General features: G+C 67.3%; 18 protein-coding genes. 8 read left to right on the forward strand and 10 right to left on the reverse strand.

Annotated features, from left to right (window positions below; all coding sequences use genetic code 11):
• The first annotated feature begins 36 nt into the window (after positions 1-36).
• The gene (locus QE395_RS01025) at positions 37-1,824 is read left to right on the forward strand and encodes an asparagine synthase-related protein (protein WP_176472608.1); all 1,788 of its coding nucleotides are present in this window, start codon (positions 37-39) and stop codon (positions 1,822-1,824) included.
• 150 nt (positions 1,825-1,974) lie between these two features.
• Here QE395_RS01025 and QE395_RS01030 read toward each other — a convergent pair whose 3' ends face one another.
• A complete protein-coding gene (locus QE395_RS01030) occupies positions 1,975-3,477 on the reverse strand; it encodes a YifB family Mg chelatase-like AAA ATPase (RefSeq protein ID WP_306987317.1) in 1,503 nt (500 codons plus the stop codon).
• A gap of 12 nt (positions 3,478-3,489) precedes the next feature.
• Positions 3,490-3,759: an accessory factor UbiK family protein gene (locus tag QE395_RS01035; RefSeq protein WP_306987318.1), complete on the reverse strand. Its 270-nt coding sequence runs from the start codon at positions 3,757-3,759 to the stop codon at positions 3,490-3,492.
• Between the two features lie 171 nt (positions 3,760-3,930).
• Between QE395_RS01035 and QE395_RS01040 the strand changes: the two genes are divergently transcribed.
• Positions 3,931-4,269, forward strand: a complete 339-nt coding sequence (locus QE395_RS01040) for a P-II family nitrogen regulator (RefSeq protein WP_068854331.1) — start codon at positions 3,931-3,933, stop codon at positions 4,267-4,269.
• Here QE395_RS01040 and QE395_RS01045 read toward each other — a convergent pair.
• Positions 4,266-4,913 carry an RIO1 family regulatory kinase/ATPase gene (locus tag QE395_RS01045; protein WP_184125935.1) on the reverse strand — a complete coding sequence of 216 codons (648 nt, stop codon included), beginning with the start codon at positions 4,911-4,913 and terminating at the stop codon, positions 4,266-4,268. The genes QE395_RS01040 and QE395_RS01045 overlap by 4 nt on opposite strands.
• Before the next feature lie 456 nt (positions 4,914-5,369).
• On the opposite strand from QE395_RS01045, the gene QE395_RS01050 reads away from it, so the two are divergent.
• Entirely contained in the window at positions 5,370-6,275 is a 906-nt protein-coding gene (locus QE395_RS01050) for an aspartyl/asparaginyl beta-hydroxylase domain-containing protein (protein WP_176472607.1), read from the forward strand.
• Positions 6,276-6,363: 88 nt separating this feature from the next.
• On the opposite strand, the gene speE is transcribed toward QE395_RS01050, so the two are convergent.
• Complete coding sequence (gene speE / locus QE395_RS01055; RefSeq protein ID WP_306987320.1) at positions 6,364-7,218, reverse strand: polyamine aminopropyltransferase; 855 nt, start codon at positions 7,216-7,218, stop codon at positions 6,364-6,366.
• Positions 7,219-7,367: 149 nt separating this feature from the next.
• On the opposite strand from speE, the gene speA reads away from it, so the two are divergent.
• Both speA and QE395_RS01065 read left to right on the forward strand, forming a co-directional pair.
• On the forward strand, positions 7,368-9,257 hold the full coding sequence (speA, locus tag QE395_RS01060; RefSeq protein WP_306987321.1) for an arginine decarboxylase: 1,890 nt from the start codon (positions 7,368-7,370) through the stop codon (positions 9,255-9,257).
• A 40-nt stretch (positions 9,258-9,297) separates the two neighbouring features.
• A complete protein-coding gene (locus QE395_RS01065; protein WP_093532734.1) occupies positions 9,298-9,621 on the forward strand; it encodes a DUF6122 family protein in 324 nt (107 codons plus the stop codon).
• 283 nt (positions 9,622-9,904) lie between these two features.
• On the opposite strand, the gene QE395_RS01070 is transcribed toward QE395_RS01065, so the two are convergent.
• The 3 genes from QE395_RS01070 to QE395_RS01080 are packed head-to-tail and all read right to left on the reverse strand — an operon-like array spanning position 9,905 to position 12,131.
• Entirely contained in the window at positions 9,905-11,230 is a 1,326-nt protein-coding gene (locus tag QE395_RS01070; protein WP_306987323.1) for an ATP-binding protein, read from the reverse strand.
• Positions 11,227-11,889 (reverse strand): response regulator transcription factor, encoded by a 663-nt coding sequence (locus QE395_RS01075; protein ID WP_068854324.1) that lies wholly within the window; start codon positions 11,887-11,889, stop codon positions 11,227-11,229. The genes QE395_RS01070 and QE395_RS01075 overlap by 4 nt, the downstream gene beginning before the upstream one ends.
• Positions 11,889-12,131 carry a PepSY domain-containing protein gene (locus QE395_RS01080; protein WP_306990387.1) on the reverse strand — a complete coding sequence of 81 codons (243 nt, stop codon included), beginning with the start codon at positions 12,129-12,131 and terminating at the stop codon, positions 11,889-11,891. The genes QE395_RS01075 and QE395_RS01080 overlap by 1 nt, the downstream gene beginning before the upstream one ends.
• A gap of 202 nt (positions 12,132-12,333) precedes the next feature.
• Between QE395_RS01080 and QE395_RS01085 the strand changes: the two genes are divergently transcribed.
• Positions 12,334-12,768, forward strand: coding sequence for a PepSY domain-containing protein (locus tag QE395_RS01085; RefSeq protein ID WP_249833263.1), 435 nt, complete (start codon positions 12,334-12,336; stop codon positions 12,766-12,768).
• Between the two features lie 72 nt (positions 12,769-12,840).
• Here QE395_RS01085 and QE395_RS01090 read toward each other — a convergent pair whose 3' ends face one another.
• The 3 genes from QE395_RS01090 to QE395_RS01100 all read right to left on the reverse strand — a co-directional run bounded on the left by QE395_RS01090 (position 12,841) and on the right by QE395_RS01100 (position 15,178).
• Entirely contained in the window at positions 12,841-13,344 is a 504-nt protein-coding gene (locus QE395_RS01090) for a hypothetical protein (RefSeq protein WP_068854323.1), read from the reverse strand.
• Between the two features lie 121 nt (positions 13,345-13,465).
• Positions 13,466-14,677: an FAD-dependent oxidoreductase gene (locus QE395_RS01095; protein WP_306987324.1), complete on the reverse strand. Its 1,212-nt coding sequence runs from the start codon at positions 14,675-14,677 to the stop codon at positions 13,466-13,468.
• A 6-nt stretch (positions 14,678-14,683) separates the two neighbouring features.
• A complete protein-coding gene (locus QE395_RS01100) occupies positions 14,684-15,178 on the reverse strand; it encodes a lipocalin family protein (protein ID WP_306987325.1) in 495 nt (164 codons plus the stop codon).
• Between the two features lie 157 nt (positions 15,179-15,335).
• Between QE395_RS01100 and QE395_RS01105 the strand changes: the two genes are divergently transcribed.
• On the forward strand, positions 15,336-15,584 hold the full coding sequence (locus QE395_RS01105; protein WP_306987327.1) for a hypothetical protein: 249 nt from the start codon (positions 15,336-15,338) through the stop codon (positions 15,582-15,584).
• A gap of 71 nt (positions 15,585-15,655) precedes the next feature.
• Entirely contained in the window at positions 15,656-18,097 is a 2,442-nt protein-coding gene (locus QE395_RS01110; protein ID WP_306987329.1) for a DUF3772 domain-containing protein, read from the forward strand.
• Positions 18,098-18,106: the final 9 nt, after the last annotated feature.

An 18,106-nucleotide genomic window follows, 5' to 3' on the forward strand; every position in this document is an offset into this window, starting at 1 on the left:
GTGTGGGGCAACGCGTTGAGTACCACGGCACGGCGCTTGGCCCATTCCCTGGCGCACCGTGGCCGGCATTCGGAGGTAGTGGAGCGACCCGGCGCTGGCCTTGCACTGGCCACCGTATCGGCGCTCGATGAAGCACGCTGCCTGGCCTCCAGCCCGGATGGCCGATACCTCGTGGCCACCGGCGGATCCGGCGTGGCAGCAGGTCCCACCTCTGCGTCGCGGTCCATTGCCAACCTGCTTGCGTCGGTGGGCGTCGTTGATGCCCTGCGCCGCGTGCAGGAGCCGGTGAGCGTGGCCATCTGGGACGAGCGCGCTCGAACGCTGACCCTGGCCCGGGATCGCATGGGCCAATCCGATCTTTACTTCATGCGCACCCGCTTCGGGCTGGTCTTCTCCTCCGAGCTGAAGACGCTCCGGCAGGAAAGCGACGGGTGCCTGGAGGTTGCTCCGCACGCGGTCGCCCAGCTGTTCCGCCATGGATACATCCCGGCACCGCTGACAGCCTATCGTGGCATCTACAAACTGCCCGCCGGCGCCTTGCGGGTGTTCCACCTGCCCGACGTGCCCGAACACGATGCAGCCTGCGATGCGGCAGGCTCATTCGAACCTTACTGGGCCCTCCGTCAGGAAGCAGAAGCGCAGATCGCCTCGCGCGGGCGGGCAACGCTGAGCGGTTCAGTGGACAGGGTGGTCGCCAGCCTGGAACGTGCCGTCTGCGCGTCACGTGCCGGCGCTACGGCAACCCTGCTGTCCGGTGGCGTCGATTCGAGCCTGATTGCAGCGTTGCTGCAGCGACGCAGCGCAGACGCCGTGGAGACGATTTCCGTCGGCTTCGATGTGTCGGGCCATGACGAATCGGAGTGGGCCGCCGACGTGGCCAGGTTGCTCGGCACCCGACACACACGCCTGCTCATGGACGACGCGAATGCGATCCGCCTGGTCGAGATGATGCCCCGCGTCTTCTGCGAGCCCTATGCCGACTCGTCCGCCATTCCAACACTGCTTGCGGCGGAGGCGGCCGGCGCATCGTGCAGCACGATCCTCACTGGCGATGGCGGCGATGAGCTCTTCTTTGGCCACGGGTCGTACGTGAAGGCGCTGCGGAACCATGGGCTGGTCCGGCACCTGCCCGGGCCACTACGCAACGCGTGCAGGGCCTATGCCTCGCGTGCGCCGGAACGAGCGCGGCTGGGCGGCATTGCGGCGCTGATCGCGGAAGCCACGTCGGGATCCCTTGCCGAAACCTATCTGGCGCGTGTCTCGCGCTGGCGTGATCCGTCGCGTGTGCTGAAGGCGGCGACTGAACCGCCGCATCCGTTCCTGGACACTACCCTGCATCCCGCCGGCCACCCGGGTGAGCTGCTGCTCTACCTGGATCAGACCAACGAGCTGAGCGAGGGGCTGATGACCAAGTCGGACCGTGCGTTCGGCGCATTCGGTGTACAGGCGAGAAGCCCCTTCCTCGACCATGAGGTGCTGTGCGCGGCATGGGGCACTCCGTTCGAGCACAAGCTGCACCGTGGCGAGACCAAGGCTGTGCTGAAGCGCGCGCTTGAGCGCTTCCTTCCCGAGCACCACACCCGGCGCCCGAAGAAGGGCTTTGGTGCCCCGGTGGCACAGTGGCTCAACGGGCCACTGCGGGACTGGGCCGAGGAACTGCTGGACCCGGTTGCCATGCGCAACCGCGGCATCCTCGATGAGCGGGTTGTGTCGGCACTATGGAAATCGTTCCTCGGCGGCAACCGGAAGTACCACACCCACCTCTGGCCGGTGCTGATGTTCCAGGCATGGGACCGGGAGTGGAACGGGAAAGACGGGCGATGACCGCGCAGGCACGCACTGCGAAGGCCGTGAAGCGGCCATGGCGGCCAAGGTGGTGCGTGGCAGCACTGTACCGTCGGCTCCGCAGGCGCTTCCGAAAGGTGCCGGGCCTCAACGAAGGGTTCGTCATCAAGGATTGAGGTCGATGGTGAATCAGCCCGCTCCGCCCCGGTCGACCTGCCGGTACCCGATGGCCTCGGCCAGATGGGCGGTGGTGATTTTGTCGCAACTGGCCAGGTCCGCCACCGTGCGCGCCACGCGCAGGATGCGGTGCATCGAGCGGGCCGAGAGCTGCAGCTGTTCCACGGCTGTTTCCAGCAGGTGCTGGTCGTTGTCCTCCAGGCGGCAGTGCGCATCCAGCTCGGAAGGCAGGAGTTGTGCGTTGGCCTTGCCGCTGCGCTCGAGCTGGACGTTGCGCGCCATGACCACGCGACTGCGTACCGTAGCGCTGTCTTCGCCGCACGGTGCATCGCTGCGCAGCTCACCCGGCTCCAGCCTTGGCACCACCACATGCAGGTCGATGCGGTCCAGCAACGGCCCGGAGATTCGCCCGCGGTAGCGCTGGATGGCATCGCCGCTGCAGCGGCAGCGACCGCTGCGGTCGCCGGCCCAGCCGCACGGGCAGGGATTCATCGCCGCCACCAGCTGGAAGCGTGAGGGGAAGGCGTGGGTGCGTGCGGCGCGGGCCACCATGACCGTTCCCGATTCCAGCGGTTCGCGTAGTACTTCGAGGGTGTGCCGGCTCCATTCGGGCAGCTCATCCAGAAACAGCACGCCGTTGTGCGCCAGCGAGATCTCACCGGGCCGGGGATACGAGCCGCCGCCGACCAGCGACACGGCGCTGGCGGTGTGGTGGGGCGCGCGGTACGGGCGGTGACGCCAGCGGGCGGTGTCGATGCCAGCCCCACTGCACGAGGCGATGGTGGCCGTTTCCAGCGCTTCGGCTTCGCTGGCATCGGGCAGGATGCCGGGCAGGCGCGAGGCCAGCAGGGTCTTTCCGCAGCCTGGTGTGCCGAGCAACAACAGGTGGTGCCCACCAGCAGCGGCCACTTCCAGTGCGCGGCGCGCCTGCTGCTGGCCACGCACGTCGCGCAGGTCGGGCACCGCCAGCGTGATCACCGGCGCCGGCACGGCCCGTGGCAGCGAGCGGCTTTCCAGCGAGGCGCACACCTCCAACAAGGTGCGGGCTACGCGGACATCCGCATGCTGGGCGAGCGCCGCCTCGGTGCCGTTGGCGCTGGCGACAATCAGTGTCCGGCCCAGCTCCGCTGCCGCGATGGCCGCGGGCAGTGCACCGTCCACGCCACGCAGCTCGCCGGTCAGGGCGAGCTCGCCCAGGAATTCGTAGTTGGCCAGCAGCTGTCGGTCGATCTGGTCGCTGGCCGCAAGAATGCCCAGCGCGATGGCGAGGTCGAAGCGGCCGCCTTCCTTGGGCAGGTCGGCCGGTGCCAGGTTGATCAGGATGCGCCGCTGCGGGTATTCGAACTGGGCACAGACCAGCGCGGCGCGCACCCGGTCGCGCGACTCGCGCACTGCCGCTTCGGGCAGGCCGACGATCTGGGTATGCGGCAAACCGCCGGAGAGGAGGACTTCGATCCGGACCGCGGGCGCGTGGACGCCGGCGCGGGCACGGCTGTGCACCAGCGCCAGGCTCATCGGGTTTCCTTTTTACGGGGCCGGGCGCTCGGCCCGCGGTTGGGCGGCGGCTTCCAGCGCGGCCACGGTCTTCTCCAGCGCTTCCAGCTTCTCGCGGGTGCGCAGCAGCACGGCGCGCTGTACGTCGAATTCTTCGCGGGTCACCAGGTCCAGCTTGCCCAGGCCGGCCTGGAGCGCGCTCTTGAAGGTGGCCTGCAGTTCTTCGCGCGACTGGCGCAGCCCCGGTGGGACCATGTCGCTCAGGCGGCGCGCCAGATCATCGAGTTGGTTGAGGTCAATCATGGGGTCTCCGCGTGTGGGGAAATTCTCGGCGTGGCAGGCCGCAACCACCATCAGGCGGGCCAGGCTTCACGGGTAAGGATAATCCGCACTGCAGGGAGCGGTGCGAAGCGGGTGCATCGCGTTCACCGGGGGACAGGCGTTATCCTCTGCCGCGAAGACAGGAGCCAACAGATGAAGATGGTCATGGCGGTGCTCAAGCCGTTCAAACTGGATGACGTGCGCGAAGCGCTGGCCGAACGGGGTGTCACCGGGATCACGGTGACCGAGGTCAAGGGTTTCGGGCGCCAGAAGGGGCACACCGAGCTGTACCGGGGCGCCGAGTACGTGGTGGATTTCCTGCCGAAGGTGAAGATCGAGGTGGCAGTCACCGACGGTCAGGTCGACGAGGTGGTGGAAGCCATCGTCAAGGCCGCCGGCACCGGCAAGATCGGCGACGGCAAGGTGTTCGTCTACGACCTGGGCAGCGTGGTGCGGATCCGCACCGGCGAACTGGACGCCGACGCGCTTTAACCCTTGAACCACCGGTAGAAACGCTTCCAGGCCACCCGCACGCTGGCCACCCAGCGCGGGTCGGCCACCTGGGCCGCTTCGGCGGCGCTGGGGCGGGTGCCGGTCAGGCGCTGGCGCATCTTCAGCAGGTTCTTGCGGTCGCTGCGGCGCAGCTGCCGCGATACCGGGTGCACCGGCAGCCAGCGCGGGCTGCGCCAGGCCGAGGTGAAATCCACCAGCACGGGCACGTTTCCGTTCACCATCACGTTGGTGCCGTGCAGGTCGTTATGGGTGATGCCGGCCGCGTGCAGGCGCTCGAGCGCGAACTGCAGCTGCTCGAACACTTCGATGCCCACCGACTGGGCCGCGCTCAGGGTCTGCCCGGGAATGAACTCCATGCCCAGTGCGAGGCCACCGATGGTGCCGAGCAGGGCCGGCGCGTGCTTCCAGCCGGCCAGGCGCTGCAGGATGCGCGCTTCGCGACGGACCAGCAGGCGCGCAATGGGCGACAGCGGGGTGCCGCGATAGCGGGTGTAGTCCTTGACCACGGCCGGCTGCCCGTTGAGGCAGGTGCGGTAGACATCGGGTTCAAGCAGGCGTTCGCCGCGCTTGAGCAGCTCGGCGGGGGCGGTGTCGTCGACACACGAAGCAACGATTGTATTCATGACGTTCTGGGGCGACCCGGCGGTCGGCGCAAAGCGTCAGGCGTACCGGTGCTGCTGAATGGGGGAGGGTGATGATTTCGTTAATTTTAGTACTCGCGAGTACACCAAACCACCCTTTGTCGGAAAAATGTCATAACCGGGGGTGGAACAGTTTGTCGCGTTCACGCGGCGCGCAGCGCCTGGTTCCATGGATAAACATTCAAAATCAATGACTTGCATATGGCTGCCCGCTGCCTGAGACGATGCCTCGTTCCCACGGCCGTAATGAGGCGCTTCGACAGGTGGGCATGAACGTCCCGTCCGACCGGCTTGACCGGGACAGAAAGGGTGCGGACCATAGCGGTGTTGAACACGGCCTGCGCGGCAGCACCGCACCTGACGGCACGTCTCCGCCGCGCCCGGCTCTCCCCCTCTTTTGGCCCGTATGGGCGTCCGGCAGCGGCCGGTGGATGCTTGATGATCAAGATTATTGTGGTGGCCCTGTTCGTGGCATGCGTGCTGTACGTGCACTACCGCGGCAAGGTACGCGCGCGCTGGTCGCGCCAGCTGCTCGACCATTCCAGCTTCATGGCCCCGATCAACGTGGTCATGTACTTTTTCTCGAAGGTGCCGACCACGCCGTTCCTGGATCCGGGCCAGTCGTTCCCGCAGCTGCAGCCGCTGCGCGACAACTGGCAGATGATCCGCGATGAGGCGCTGGCGCTGCGCGATGCGGAAAAGATCGCCGCGTCGAGCAGTTACAACGATGCGGGCTTCAACTCGTTCTTCCGCCGCGGCTGGAAGCGCTTCTACCTGAAGTGGTACGGCCCGTCGCACCCGTCGGCGAAGCAGCTGTGCCCGAAGACCACCGCGTTGCTGGAGTCGATCCCGGACGTGCGCGCGGCGATGTTCGCCCAGTTGCCGCCGGGCAGCGAGCTGCGCCCGCACCGCGACCCGTTCGCCGGTTCGCTGCGCCTGCACCTGGGCCTGGCCACGCCGAACGATGACCGCTGCTACATCGAGGTGGACGGCATCCGCAAGAGCTGGCGCGATGGCGAGTGGATGATGTTCGACGAAACCTACATCCACCACGCGCACAACGAGACCGATGCGGACCGGGTGATCCTGTTCTGCGACATCGCCCGCCCGCTGCGATTCGGCCTGCCGGGCCTGTTCAACCGCGCGGTGGCATCGACGCTGCTGGCCGGCGGCGCCTCGCCGAACTTCCCCGGCGACCCTACCGGCGGAGTGAACAAGGCCTTCGGTGGCCTGTACAAGGTGCGGCTGAAGGCCAAGGCGCTGCGCGCCAAGAGCGCGTTCGCCTACCACGCGATCAAGTGGGGGTTGGTGCTGCTGGTGATTGCGGGAATCTGGGCCCTTTGAGGCCTGTATCGACCAACGGTCGATACCTGCCGGAATGAAAAACCCGCGCTGGCGACAGCGCGGGTTTTTTTCTCTTCCTGCGGTTCGATCAGCCCTTCAGTGCAGCCTGCACGAACGGCGGGGTGACCAGCACGCCGGTGTGCAGCGCGGCGGTGTAGTACAGGGTGTCGAAGCTCTTCGAGGCCGAATCGGACTGGCGGAAGTCGAAGCTGCTCTTGCCCTTGCGCGCCAGGGTCACGCTCCACCAGCCGGTGGGGTAGCACGGCTGCGGGAACGGCAGGGTCTTGAACGACTGGAAGCCGGCCTTGCCCATCTCGGTGCGCATTTCGTTGATCAGGTCCAGCTGCATCAGCGGCGATTCGGACTGCTGCACCAGGATGCCGTCTTCCTTCAGCGCCTTGAAGCAGCTCTCGTAGAAGGCCTTGTTGAACAGGCCCTCACCCGGGCCGACCGGATCGGTGGAATCGACGATCACCACGTCCACGCTGCCGGCCGGGCAGTTGGCCATGTAGGCCACGCCGTCGTCGAACATCAGTTCGGCGCGCGGGTCATCGTTGGAGTCGCACAGTTCCGGGAAGTGCTTCTCGGCCATGCGGGTGACCTGCTCGTCGATGTCGCACTGGGTCACGCTCTCCACGCCCGGGTGCTTGAGCACCTCGCGCAGGGTGCCGCAGTCGCCGCCGCCGATGATCACCACGCGCTTGGGGGCGGCGTGGGTGAACAGCACCGGGTGGCTGATCATCTCGTGATAGAAGAAGTTGTCCTTGCTGGTCAACATGATGGCGCCATCGATGGTCATCAGGTTGCCCCAGTCGGTGGTGGCGAAGATCTCGATCTTCTGGAACGGCGACTGCACTTCATCCAGCTTGCCCTTCAGGCGGTAGCCGATGGCCGAGCCGGTGCGCTCGAAATGCTCGATGTACCAGTTGTTGTTGTCAGTCATGGGATAACGGTCCTGTTCGGAGGGGGATGGAGCCGGGCAGGCCCGTTCAGGTTTCAACCTGGGCACGGGCGCGGGCGCGCATGATAACGGAGCTGTCGCCATATAGGCGTTATCATGCACCCCCTTTTTTACCAACCAGGCCGACTGCAATGACCGATTGGTCCCTCGACCAAGCCCGCAAGACCTACTCGATTCCGCATTGGGCGGATGGCTACTTCGACGTGGATCAGGCAGGACACATGGTGGTGAGACCGACTGGCCAGGACGGCCCGGTGGTGTCCCTGCCCAAGGTGGTGGACGCCGCGCGCGCGGCCGGGGCCAAGCTGCCGCTGCTGGTGCGCTTCCCGGACATCCTGGGCCAGCGCCTGGGCAAGCTGCAGGCCGCCTTCGGCCAGGCCCAGGCCGACTGGGACTACGCCGGCGGCTATACGGCGGTGTACCCGATCAAGGTCAACCAGCACCGTGGCGTGGCCGGCACCCTCGCCAGCCACCACGGTGAAGGCTTTGGCCTGGAAGCAGGCAGCAAGCCGGAGCTGATGGCGGTGCTGGCGCTGTCGCGTCCGGGCGGGCTGATCGTCTGCAACGGCTACAAGGACCGCGAGTACATCCGCCTGGCCCTGATCGGCCGCAAGCTTGGCCTGCAGACCTTCATCGTCATCGAAAAGCCCTCCGAGCTGAAGCTGGTGCTGGAGGAGGCCAAGGCCCTGGACGTGAAGCCGGGCCTGGGCGTGCGCATGCGCCTGGCCTCGCTGGGCGCGGGCAAGTGGCAGAACAGCGGCGGCGACAAGGCCAAGTTCGGCCTGTCCCCGCGCCAGCTGCTGGACCTGTGGAAGGCGCTGCGCGACACCGAGTACGCCGACTGCCTGAGCCTGCTGCACTTCCACATGGGCTCGCAGATCTCCAACGTGCGCGACATCGCCAACGGCATGCGCGAAGCCACCCGCTACTTCGTGGAGCTGTCGCGCCTGGGCGCGAAGATCACCCACGTGGACGTGGGCGGCGGGCTGGGCGTGGATTACGAAGGCACCCGTTCGCGCAGCTTCTGCTCGATCAACTACGGGCTGGATTCGTATGCTGGCAACATCGTGCAGCCGCTGGCCAATGCCTGCGAAGAGCACGGCCTGACCCCGCCGCGGATCGTCACCGAGTGCGGCCGCGCGATGACCGCGCACCACGCGGTGCTGATCGCCAACGTGTCCGAGGTCGAAGAAGCGCAGGAAGGCCGCGTGCCTGACCAGCACGACGACGAGCCAGCCGCGATCCGCCACCTGCGCGAAATCCATGACGACCTGGACCAGCGCCCGGCGGTGGAGCTGTTCCAGGAAGCGCAGCATTTCCATGCCGAAGGCCTGTCCAGCTATGCGCTGGGCCAGATCGACCTGCCGCAGCGGGCGCGCATCGATGACCTGTTCTACGCCATCGCCCATGCCGTGCGTGCACGCCTGAGCTATGACGAGAAGAGCCACCGCCCGGCACTGGATGAGTTGAACGAGCGGCTGGTGGACAAGTACTTCGTCAACTTCAGCGTGTTCGAGTCGATTCCCGATGCCTGGGCGATCGACCAGGTGTTCCCGATCGTACCGATCGAGCGCCTGGACGAGCAGCCGCAGCGCCGCGGCATCATCGCCGACATGACCTGCGATTCGGACGGCATGGTCAAGACCTATGTCGAGAACGAGAGCCTGGATACCTCGCTGCCGCTGCATGCGGTACGGCCGGGCGAAAGCTACCGTATCGGCTTCTTCATGGTCGGTGCCTACCAGGAAATCCTGGGCGACATCCACAACCTGTTCGGCGATACCGACGCGGTCGAAGTGCGGGCCGACGCCGATGGTTACGCGATCACCCAGCAGCGGCGCGGCGACACCACCGATGTGATGCTGGACTACGTGGGCTACAGCCTGGCCGACCTGCGCGCCAGCTATGCCGAGCGGGTGGCGGCGGCCAGACTGTCGCCGGAACGCGCGCAGGAGCTGTCCGAGGCGCTGGAGGCGGGCCTGACCGGCTACACCTACCTGTCCGACGAGCCGCTGCTCTGATCGGCGCGCGCCGCGTGAAGGCGCATGGCGCGGCTGTTCGATGAGCAGCCGCGCTCTTTTCCATCTGTTCCTGCACGCGGCCGTGCCGGCCCTGCTGGCGTGGATGTTCTGGCGCAAGCGGTTCCTGTCGGCCTGGGCGCTGCTGCTGCTGGGCTGGATCATCGACCTGGACCATCTGCTGGCAGACCCGATCTATGCGCCGAACCGCTGCAGCATCGGTTTCCATCCGTTGCATACCGCCCCGGCCATCGCGGTGTATGCGGGACTGTGTGTACCGAAGAAGACGCGGCTGTTTGGAATCGGGTTGATCATCCACATCGTGCTGGATGCAATCGATTGTTGGTGGATGCACTCAGCCCGGTAGCGCTCAACCCGATAACGCTCAGCCCGGTAGTGCCGACTGTTAGTCGGCCGCCGCGCGAAGCGCGGGATCCGGGCGTTGGTTGTCTGTCGCCAAAGGCAGCCGACTAACAGTCGGCGCTACCCGTCGGGCCGCCAACCCGCTTGCAACGTCAACATCGCCCGTCGGGCCGCCAACCCGCTGGCAACGTCAACATCACCCGTCGGGTCGTCAACCCGCTGGCAACGTCAACATCACCCGTCGGGCCGCCAACCCGCTCGCAACATCAACATCGACCGTCGGGTCGTCAACCCGCTGGCAACGTCAACATCGCCTGCAACCCCGGCGCGCCATTGCGCAGCACCAGGCTGCCGCCGTAACTCTCGGCAATGTCCGCCACGATCGCCAGGCCCAGGCCGCTGCCGGGCGAGCGCTGGTCCAGTCGTACGCCGCGGCCGAGCACGCGCTCCAGATCGGCGTCCGGCAGGCCACTGCCATCGTCGCTGACCTCGATGCGCAGGCGGTTTCCAGCGTGCGCTACCGTAACCTCCACCCGCTGCGCGGCCCACTTGCCTGCGTTGTCGAGCAGGTTGCCCAGCATCTCTTCCAGGTCCTCGCGTGCACCGGCGAACACGCCGACCGCTTCCGCGTCGCAGGCGAACACCACTTCGCGCTCGGCATAAACACGCTGCATCAGCGAACACAGCGCCGAGATGACCGGTGCCACCGGGGTGCGCTGCTGGTGATCGGCGGCGACACCCACGGCAAGATAGCGGTCGATGCTGGTCTGCATCCGTGCGGTTTCGCTGCGCAGCGTGCTGCGCCAGTCTGCGCCGTCGCCCGCCGCCTCGGTGGTCAGCACCGTGAGGGGGGTCTTCAACGCATGCGCCAGGTCTTCAGCACTGCGCCGTGCACGCAGCACCATGCGGCCGTGGTGGTCCAGCAGCGCATTGAGCTCGCCGGCCAACGGCGCGACTTCCTTCACCAGGCCCTGCTGCGGAAACCGCACGTTCTCGCCATTACGCACCTGCTCGGCGATGCGCCCCAGTTCCGCGAGAGGACGCAGCCCGTAATGCACCTGGGTGACCAGCACCGCGAACCACAGCGCGATCAGCACGATCAGCGCCAGCGCGGTGCGTTGGCGGAACGCCGTCACCTGCGCGTCGAGCTGGCTGCGGTCGGTGGCCACCACCACCTGCAACGGGGTGCCTGCGCGGGGCAGGGTGACCTGCTGGGCCAGCGCACGCAGCGGCTGCTGCAGCGGGCCGGTGATGTCGAACGCTTGGGCCGGCCCGGTGCGCAGCGTGGCCGGCACCGCGAGCGTCTCATCCCACAGCGAGCGCGATTGCCCAAGCGCGAGGCCCTGCGCGTCCTGCAGCTGCCAGTAGGCGCCGGAGAACACGCGGCGGTAGTGTTCGTCGCCCAGCTCGCCGCGCACCTGCATGCCTCCCTGGGCATCGGTTTCCACCAGCGCAAGCACCGCGATCAGGTCCTTGCCCAACTGCTGGTCCATCGCGGTACGCGCTGAACGCTCGTACATGGCACCCAGCCACCACGTGGCCAATGCCGAAACCAGCACCATGCCCAGGCCACCGGCCAGCAGCAGGCGGCTGCGCAGCGAGCGGGTGTTCATGGCTGCGCCGACAGCCGGAAGCCCTGGCCGCGATGGGTATGGATGAGGGTACTGCCGAGTTTGCGGCGGATGCGCCCGATCAACACATCCAGCGTGTTGGAATCCGGGTCGAACCCCGCCTCGTACACGTGCTCACCCAGGCGCGAGCGGCTTATCACCACGTCCGGGTGGTGCATGAAGTAGCTCAGGATGCGGTGTTCCTGCGGGCTCAACGGCAGCAGCACGCCGTCCAGTTCGAAGCGGCCGGCGTTGACGTCCAGGCGCAGCGGTCCGCATTGCAGGCGCGGGCTGGCGTGGCCGGCGCTGCGGCGGATCAACGCGCGCAGCCGCAGCAGCAGTTCTTCGGGCTGGAACGGTTTGGTCAGGAAGTCATCGGCGCCCGCGTCGAAGCCGGCCAGCTTGTCGTGCCAGCGCGTGCGTGCGGTCAACACCAGCACCGGGAAATCGCGCCCAGCCTCGCGCCAGCGCTCGATCACGCTCAGGCCGTCCAGGCCGGGCAGGCCAAGGTCGACGATCGCCGCGGCGATGTCCTCCACCTGGCCCTGGTACTCCGCATCGATGCCCTCGCTGCTGTGGACCACCACGTAGCCGGCATCCTCGAGCAGCAGCTGAAGCTGGCTGGCGAGCAGGGCATCGTCCTCGGCAAGCAGGAGTCGCATCAGTCCTCTTCCATCTTGAGCAGGCGGCCGCTGGTCGCATCATAGTCCAGCTCCATCACCACACCATTGGCACCGAGGATCTCGATCTCGTACCTGCCGTCATCCAGCTCCACCTCCAGCAGCTGGCCGGGATAGCGGCGCAGGGCGTCCTGGACCACGGACTTCAGGGGCACGTAGCGACCCTGCTCGACCGCCTGGCGCACGGCCTGCTGCTGGCGCGCGCCGCCATCGAGGACCCGCATGGGGTCCTGCGCGGTGGCGGTCAACAGCAGGGGAAGCAGCAACGACAGGGCGGTCATGGCAAGCCGGTCAGGAAAAGGGCTGCCTACGGTATACGCGGGGCGCTTAAACGTTTCCTGACAGGCGGGCTCATGCTTCGCTTAAGTGCGCTTGCCAGACTGGCGGCGCCGGGATGGTCCGGTGCCTCTTTCAGGAACTCCCCCCATGAACAAGCTGATCCTTGCCGCCGCCCTGGCGACGGCCTTCACCACCGCCCCGGCCTTCGCTGCCGATCTGTCCGCTGCCGACGTGCAGGCCAAGCTGCGCGCTGCCGGTTACACCCAGGTGCACGAACTGGAGCGCGACGACGGCGTGTGGGAAGCCGATGTCACCCGTGCCGACGGCAGTGTCGACGATGTGATCATCGACCCGGCCACGGGCGAGATCTTCGACCCGCGTGATGGCCGCGCCGTGCTCGATGCCGGGAAGATCCTCACCCTGGCCGGCAAGGCCGGGCTGACCCACATCGAATCGGTGGAGCGTGACGGCGCCACCTGGACGCTGGAAGCACGCAACGCCCGCAACCAGCGCGTGGACGTTCGCATGAGCGGTCACGATGGCCGGGTGCTGAGCAGCCGCCGCGACGGCTGGTTCGACTGAGCCTCGCCTGCAAGACACAGAATGCAGACGGCCGGGTTTCCCCGGCCGTGGTGGCGTTGCGTGGGCAGCCGGTTACCAGCCCACCGGACCGGGACCAGCGGCGTCCCAGTAGCCGCGGCCGTACCCGTAACCGCCCCCATACGGTCCATAGAAGCCAGGGCCCTTGCCCTCGCTGATCTGGATGTTGAGGTTCATGTTGCGGGTCTTGCCGTCGTCGTTGGTGTAATTCTTGTTGAGGTTCAACTCGGCCGCGTTGTAGTGCGTGTTGCCAAAGCCCTTGGCGTAGCCGATGCCGGTGGTGATGCTGCCGTTGACCCGCAGCTTGTCGTCGGCGATCTCGGCGATGCCGTTGCCCGCGCCATCGCGCGGGAGCGCGCGGCGGCCGCTCTTGTCGCCATAGAAGGTGCCGGGCGGGTCACCGCGCAGGGTGGGATCGTTGAGGTACTGCATTGGCTTCTGCGGCACCGACAGGTCCAGATCGGTCGCCGACTGCGGGCCGGTGGCACCGGCAGCGGACTGCGCCAGCGCGACACCAGGGGCCAACAGGCACAGCAGCAGGGAAAGCGGGCGGATCATGGGAAGCTCCGGGGCAGGCAAGGCGGCCGACAGCGCTGACGCTAGCAGCCGTTGCTTGAATGATGCCTGTCGTGGCCCTGCATGCAAGGGGAACCATCGTGGGAACGGTGGGTCGCCGCATTCAACCCAGCCGTTCAAACCCGAACAGGCCCGCCAGCGGGTGCTTTCGGCGCTCGATCCGGGCCCGCAGCAGGCCCGCGCCGATCATCGAGTAGGTGATGCCGTTGCCGCCGTAGGCCATCGCGAACAGCACCCGGGGCCCCCATTGCGGGTGCGGGCCGAAGAACGGAAGTCCGTCTTCGGTTTCGGCAAAGGTGCCGCCCCAGGAGAACGCCGGCTGCAGCGGCAGGTGCGGGAACAGCCTGGCCACCTGCTTGAGCAGGGTGCCGGTCTTGCCGGCCACCCGGCTGTCGCGCCGCGCCGGGATATCCACTGCGTCGTCCTCACCGCCGACCAGCAGCCGGTGGTCGCCGGTGCTGCGCATGTACAGGTAGGGCCGCGCGGACTCCCACACCATGGTGTCCACCAGTGGGCCGAGTGCCGCCGCATCGATCGGGTCGGTGATGAAGGCGTAGCTGCTGCGGTTGCGGGCCACCTTCTGCTTCAGCCAGCGCTGGCCGGCATAGCCGGTGGCCAGCACCACGTGGCGCGCACGGATGCGCAGGCCCTCGGGTGTGGTAGCGGTCACCCCGCGCGCGGTGGGCTGCAGCGTGTGCAACACGGTGCGGTCGTGCACCGCGCAGCCGGCCTTGGCCAGCCGCATCAGCAGGCGGTAGGTGAGCTGGTAGGGGTCCACGCGCGCCGCCAGCGCGCTGAGGATCGCCCCCGGCGCGGCGATGCCATATTCCGCACGGACGGCGTCGGCATCCAGCCAGCGCACGTCGAAACCATGTTTGTGGCGCAGCGCGTACTCGTCCTGCAGGGGCGAACGGTGGCGGCGCTTGCTGGCGTAGTAGAGGCTCTGCATGGGGTGGCAATCCACCCCGCGGAAACCGGCGGCCACCTCGCGCAGCGCCGGGATCGCCTCGGCGCAGGCGCGGTAGGCCAGCACCGCATCGCGCTCTCCGTACTGCTTGGCCAGGTCGACCAGGTGCGTATCGATTTCGTACTGCAGCAGTGCGGTGCTGGCGGCGGTACTGCCCCAGCCGATGTCGCGCTGCTCGACCAGCACCACGTCGTGGCCGTGCGCGCACAGCTCGTTGGCGATCAGCGCGCCGCTGATGCCGCCGCCCACCACCAGCACGTCGCAGCTTCGGTCCTCGCGCAGCGGTGGGAAGGCGTGCATCAGCCCGTTGCTGACCGCCCAGAAGGGATACCCGCTTTTGAGGTCCATTGGCGATCAGGCAGTCGGGTGGCCGGTCTGCGGGGTGTGGATCAGCGGGGTCAGGTCGAAGCCCTGCTGTCGAGCCTGCGCCAGGTAATGCTCCTGGGTGGTGGCATCCAGGTGCGGCTCGCGTGCCAGCAGCCACAGGTACTTGCGGTCCGGGCTGCCGACCAGCGCCACGCTGTAGTCCGGGGCGACCTGGATGATCCAGTAGTCGCCCTTGGTGAACGGAAGCCAGCGCAGCCCCTTGGGCAGGAAGGTGACCTGCAGCCGGGCGGGATCCTTGTCTACCGGGCAGGCCTCGCCTACGGCTTCTTCGATCTCACCGTCCACGCGGCATTTGTTGACCACGGCCACGTGGCCATCGTCGTTGAGGGTGTAGTTCGCCGTTACATCGGTACAGTCGACCGGCTCGTGGCTCATGGGCAGGCGGGCGATTTCGTACCAGGTGCCCAGGTAGCGCGGCAGCTTGAGGTCGGCAACGGTCTTCAGGTCGGGGTGGCTGGTCATGTGGGCATCGTCGAAGCGGTGGTGGCCAACATGCCCCGGCCGCCGCCATGGCGGAGTGAAGCCGCGACGCGCGCTGGAACGGTACGTTGTGGCGGCGTCATGCCGGGCGCGGCGCCGCGGCGCTATGCTGGCCCGGACCCGTTCAATGGAGGTGCGGATGTACCAGGTGATCCTGCTCAAGAGCGACAGCGGCTTCGCCCGCGCACAGTGGGAAACGGTGGACGATGTGGTGGACCACGAGGGCGTGAGCTACTCGCTGCGGGCCGGACCGCGCCAACCGCTGCCGACCGACCATGCGTGGGACGAGATCGCGGTGTATGCGCCGGAGGAGATCAGCGAGGAAGAGTTCCAGGACTGGTATGCGGCCCTGCAGCCGCAGGTCGAGGAACTGCGCCTGAAGTACTGAGTTGCATACCCGATGTGAACGAGGCCCGGTTTATAGTCCCCGCCAAGTCCGCGTGAACCCTGGGTGCTGGTTTGTCCTTCCGTCATCGTTTCCCCCTGCTGCGGCCGCTGGCCGGTCTGTTGTTGTTCACCTGGCTGTGCCTGGCCCCCGGGGCTTGGGCGCAGGCGCCTGACGATCCGGCGGCCGAGGCCAAGACCCAGCTCAACCAGGCCGACAAAGAGCTCAAGGCGATCCGTACCGCATTGCCGGACGCGGAGACCCGCGAGACGCTCACGCCGTTGTTCGAACGGGCCATGGCCGTGCAGCGCGATGCCGACGATGCGCAGGCCGCCCTGCAGCCGGAGCTGGACCAGCTCGATACCCGCCTGACCCAGTTGGGCACGGTGCCGGAAGGCACCGTGGAAGCGCGCGAAGTGGCCCAGCAGCGCAGGTCGCTGACCCAGCAGCGTGCCGATATCGCCGCTGCCGTTGCGCGGGCCAAGCTGCTCGCGGTGGATGCCAAGCAGCTGGGCGCGGATATCGAGAAAATGCGCGTCACCCAGCTCAGCGAGGACCTGGCCCGAAAGGTCAACTCACCGCTGTCGCCCTCGCTGTGGCGCAAATTCGCCCGTGACGTGCCGGCCGACCTGCAGGAGCTGGGGCAGATTTACCGGCAGGCCGAAACCACGGCCCGCAAGGCGATCGCGCAGCATGGCTGGACCGCGCCGCTGACCGGCCTGGCAGTGGCGCTGCTGCTGTTCTTCCCGCTGCGCCTGTGGCTGCGTGCGGCCGGGCGCCGCTATGCGCAGTCCGAGCGGGCCCCGGACGGTCGCCTGCGCCGCTCCGGCCTGGCGGTGTGGCTGCTGGTGGTGGGCACGATGCTGCCGGGCTTGGCCTGCGTGGTGTTCTTCGGCGCGCTGGATGCCATCGGAGCGATTCCACCGCGGCTGGAAAAAGTGGTGTTCAGCATCCAGGTGGCCACCTATATCGCGGCTTTCATCACCGCGCTGAGTGCGGCGCTGCTGGTGCCCAAGCGCCCGTCGTGGCGCCTGCTCAACCTGGATGACGCCGCCGCGTGGCGCCTGCGCAAGTACGCGTGGGGCGCCGCCGCGCTGACCTGGATCAGCATCGTGCTGATGGCGCTCAACCGCGCCGCGCGCACCAGTGCAATCACCACGGTGGCGGTGGACGGGCTGATCGCCATCACCTACATGGCGCTCATCATCGCCATCCTGGTCTCGCTGGCGCGCCTGCACCGGCGCCAGACCGACGAGGCGGAGGCAAAACTCGAAGCACAGGCGCAATCGGACGGCAAGGCCAAGGGCCCGCCGCGTCGCAGCGGCTGGATCGTGGTCGCCCGGCTGGCCGGGCACATCGTGGTGGCCGCTGCGGTGATCGCCACGCTGCTGGGCTACCTCAACCTGGCGCTGTTCGTGGCCCAGCAGCTGGTCTGGGGCGCGGTGGTGCTGCTGGCGGCGTCGCTGCTGATGAAGTTCGCCGACGATCTGGCCACGTGGCTGCTGTGCCCGACCAGCAGCGTCGGCCGCACCGTGCTGCTGACCACCGGGCTGAGCGAATCGCGGGTGGTGCAGGCCGGCGTGCTGCTCTCGGCCGGGCTGCGCATCTGCGTGATCCTGCTTGCGGTGATGGCACTGACGGCGCCGTTGGGCAATCTCAGCGCGCTGTATGGCGGACTGGACACCTTGTCCAAGGGCATCAGCCTCGGCGACAACCTGGTGCTCAAGCCCAGCAGCGTGCTGTACGCGGTGCTGGCCTTCCTGCTGGTGTGGGCGGTGATGCAAGCGTTCCAGCGCTGGCTCACCGACACCTACCTGCCCAAGACCGAGCTGGATGCGGGCGCGCGCAATTCGATCAGCACCGTGACCCGCTACCTGGGCATCATCGCAGCGGTGCTGTGGAGCCTGACCGCGCTCGGCATCGGCTTCGAAAAACTGGCGCTGGTCGTGAGCGCGCTGTCGGTGGGTATTGGTTTCGGCCTGCAGGCGATCACCCAGAACTTCGTCTCCGGGCTGATCCTGCTGGCCGAGCGACCGGTGAAGATCGGTGACTGGGTGAAGCTCGGTGACCAGGAAGGCGACATCAGGCGCATCAACGTGCGTTCCACCGAGATCCAGGTGGGCGACAAATCCACGCTGATCGTGCCCAACTCCGAACTGATCACCAAGACCATCCGCAACATGACGATGGGCAACGCGCAGGGGCGCATCCAGATCCAGTTCACCGTGCCGCTCAGTACCGATGTGGCGATGGTGCGGCAGACCCTGCTGGATGCATACACCGACCATGTGGGCGTACTGGCCGACCCGGCGCCGTCGGTGTTCATCGATTCCATTGCCAACGGCCAGGTGGCGATCAACAGCTTCGCCTATACCTCCGGCCCGCGCGCGGTGTATGGGGTGCGCAGCGACCTGTACTTCACGATGCTGCAGAAGTTTGCCGCCGCCGGTATCGCGCTGTCGTCGCCGACCGACATCCACCTGGTGCGCGATCCGGCCCCGCCCCAGGCACCGTGATGCCACGCC

The sequence above is a fragment of the Stenotrophomonas sp. SORGH_AS_0282 genome (assembly GCF_030818125.1).
In the GTDB taxonomy this organism is placed as follows: domain Bacteria; phylum Pseudomonadota; class Gammaproteobacteria; order Xanthomonadales; family Xanthomonadaceae; genus Stenotrophomonas; species Stenotrophomonas rhizophila_A.

Coding starts and splice junctions, on each gene's coding strand:
- QE395_RS01030 (WP_306987317.1), bottom strand. CDS start 3,477: ATGAGCCTGGCGCTGGTGCACAGCCGTGCCCGCGCCGGCGTCCACGCG.
- QE395_RS01035 (WP_306987318.1), bottom strand. CDS start 3,759: ATGATTGACCTCAACCAACTCGATGATCTGGCGCGCCGCCTGAGCGAC.
- QE395_RS01040 (WP_068854331.1), top strand. CDS start 3,931: ATGAAGATGGTCATGGCGGTGCTCAAGCCGTTCAAACTGGATGACGTG.
- QE395_RS01045 (WP_184125935.1), bottom strand. CDS start 4,913: ATGAATACAATCGTTGCTTCGTGTGTCGACGACACCGCCCCCGCCGAG.
- QE395_RS01050 (WP_176472607.1), top strand. CDS start 5,370: ATGATCAAGATTATTGTGGTGGCCCTGTTCGTGGCATGCGTGCTGTAC.
- speE (WP_306987320.1), bottom strand. CDS start 7,218: ATGACTGACAACAACAACTGGTACATCGAGCATTTCGAGCGCACCGGC.
- speA (WP_306987321.1), top strand. CDS start 7,368: ATGACCGATTGGTCCCTCGACCAAGCCCGCAAGACCTACTCGATTCCG.
- QE395_RS01065 (WP_093532734.1), top strand. CDS start 9,298: ATGAGCAGCCGCGCTCTTTTCCATCTGTTCCTGCACGCGGCCGTGCCG.
- QE395_RS01070 (WP_306987323.1), bottom strand. CDS start 11,230: ATGAACACCCGCTCGCTGCGCAGCCGCCTGCTGCTGGCCGGTGGCCTG.
- QE395_RS01075 (WP_068854324.1), bottom strand. CDS start 11,889: ATGCGACTCCTGCTTGCCGAGGACGATGCCCTGCTCGCCAGCCAGCTT.
- QE395_RS01080 (WP_306990387.1), bottom strand. CDS start 12,131: ATGCGGGTCCTCGATGGCGGCGCGCGCCAGCAGCAGGCCGTGCGCCAG.
- QE395_RS01085 (WP_249833263.1), top strand. CDS start 12,334: ATGAACAAGCTGATCCTTGCCGCCGCCCTGGCGACGGCCTTCACCACC.
- QE395_RS01090 (WP_068854323.1), bottom strand. CDS start 13,344: ATGATCCGCCCGCTTTCCCTGCTGCTGTGCCTGTTGGCCCCTGGTGTC.
- QE395_RS01095 (WP_306987324.1), bottom strand. CDS start 14,677: ATGGACCTCAAAAGCGGGTATCCCTTCTGGGCGGTCAGCAACGGGCTG.
- QE395_RS01100 (WP_306987325.1), bottom strand. CDS start 15,178: ATGACCAGCCACCCCGACCTGAAGACCGTTGCCGACCTCAAGCTGCCG.
- QE395_RS01105 (WP_306987327.1), top strand. CDS start 15,336: ATGTACCAGGTGATCCTGCTCAAGAGCGACAGCGGCTTCGCCCGCGCA.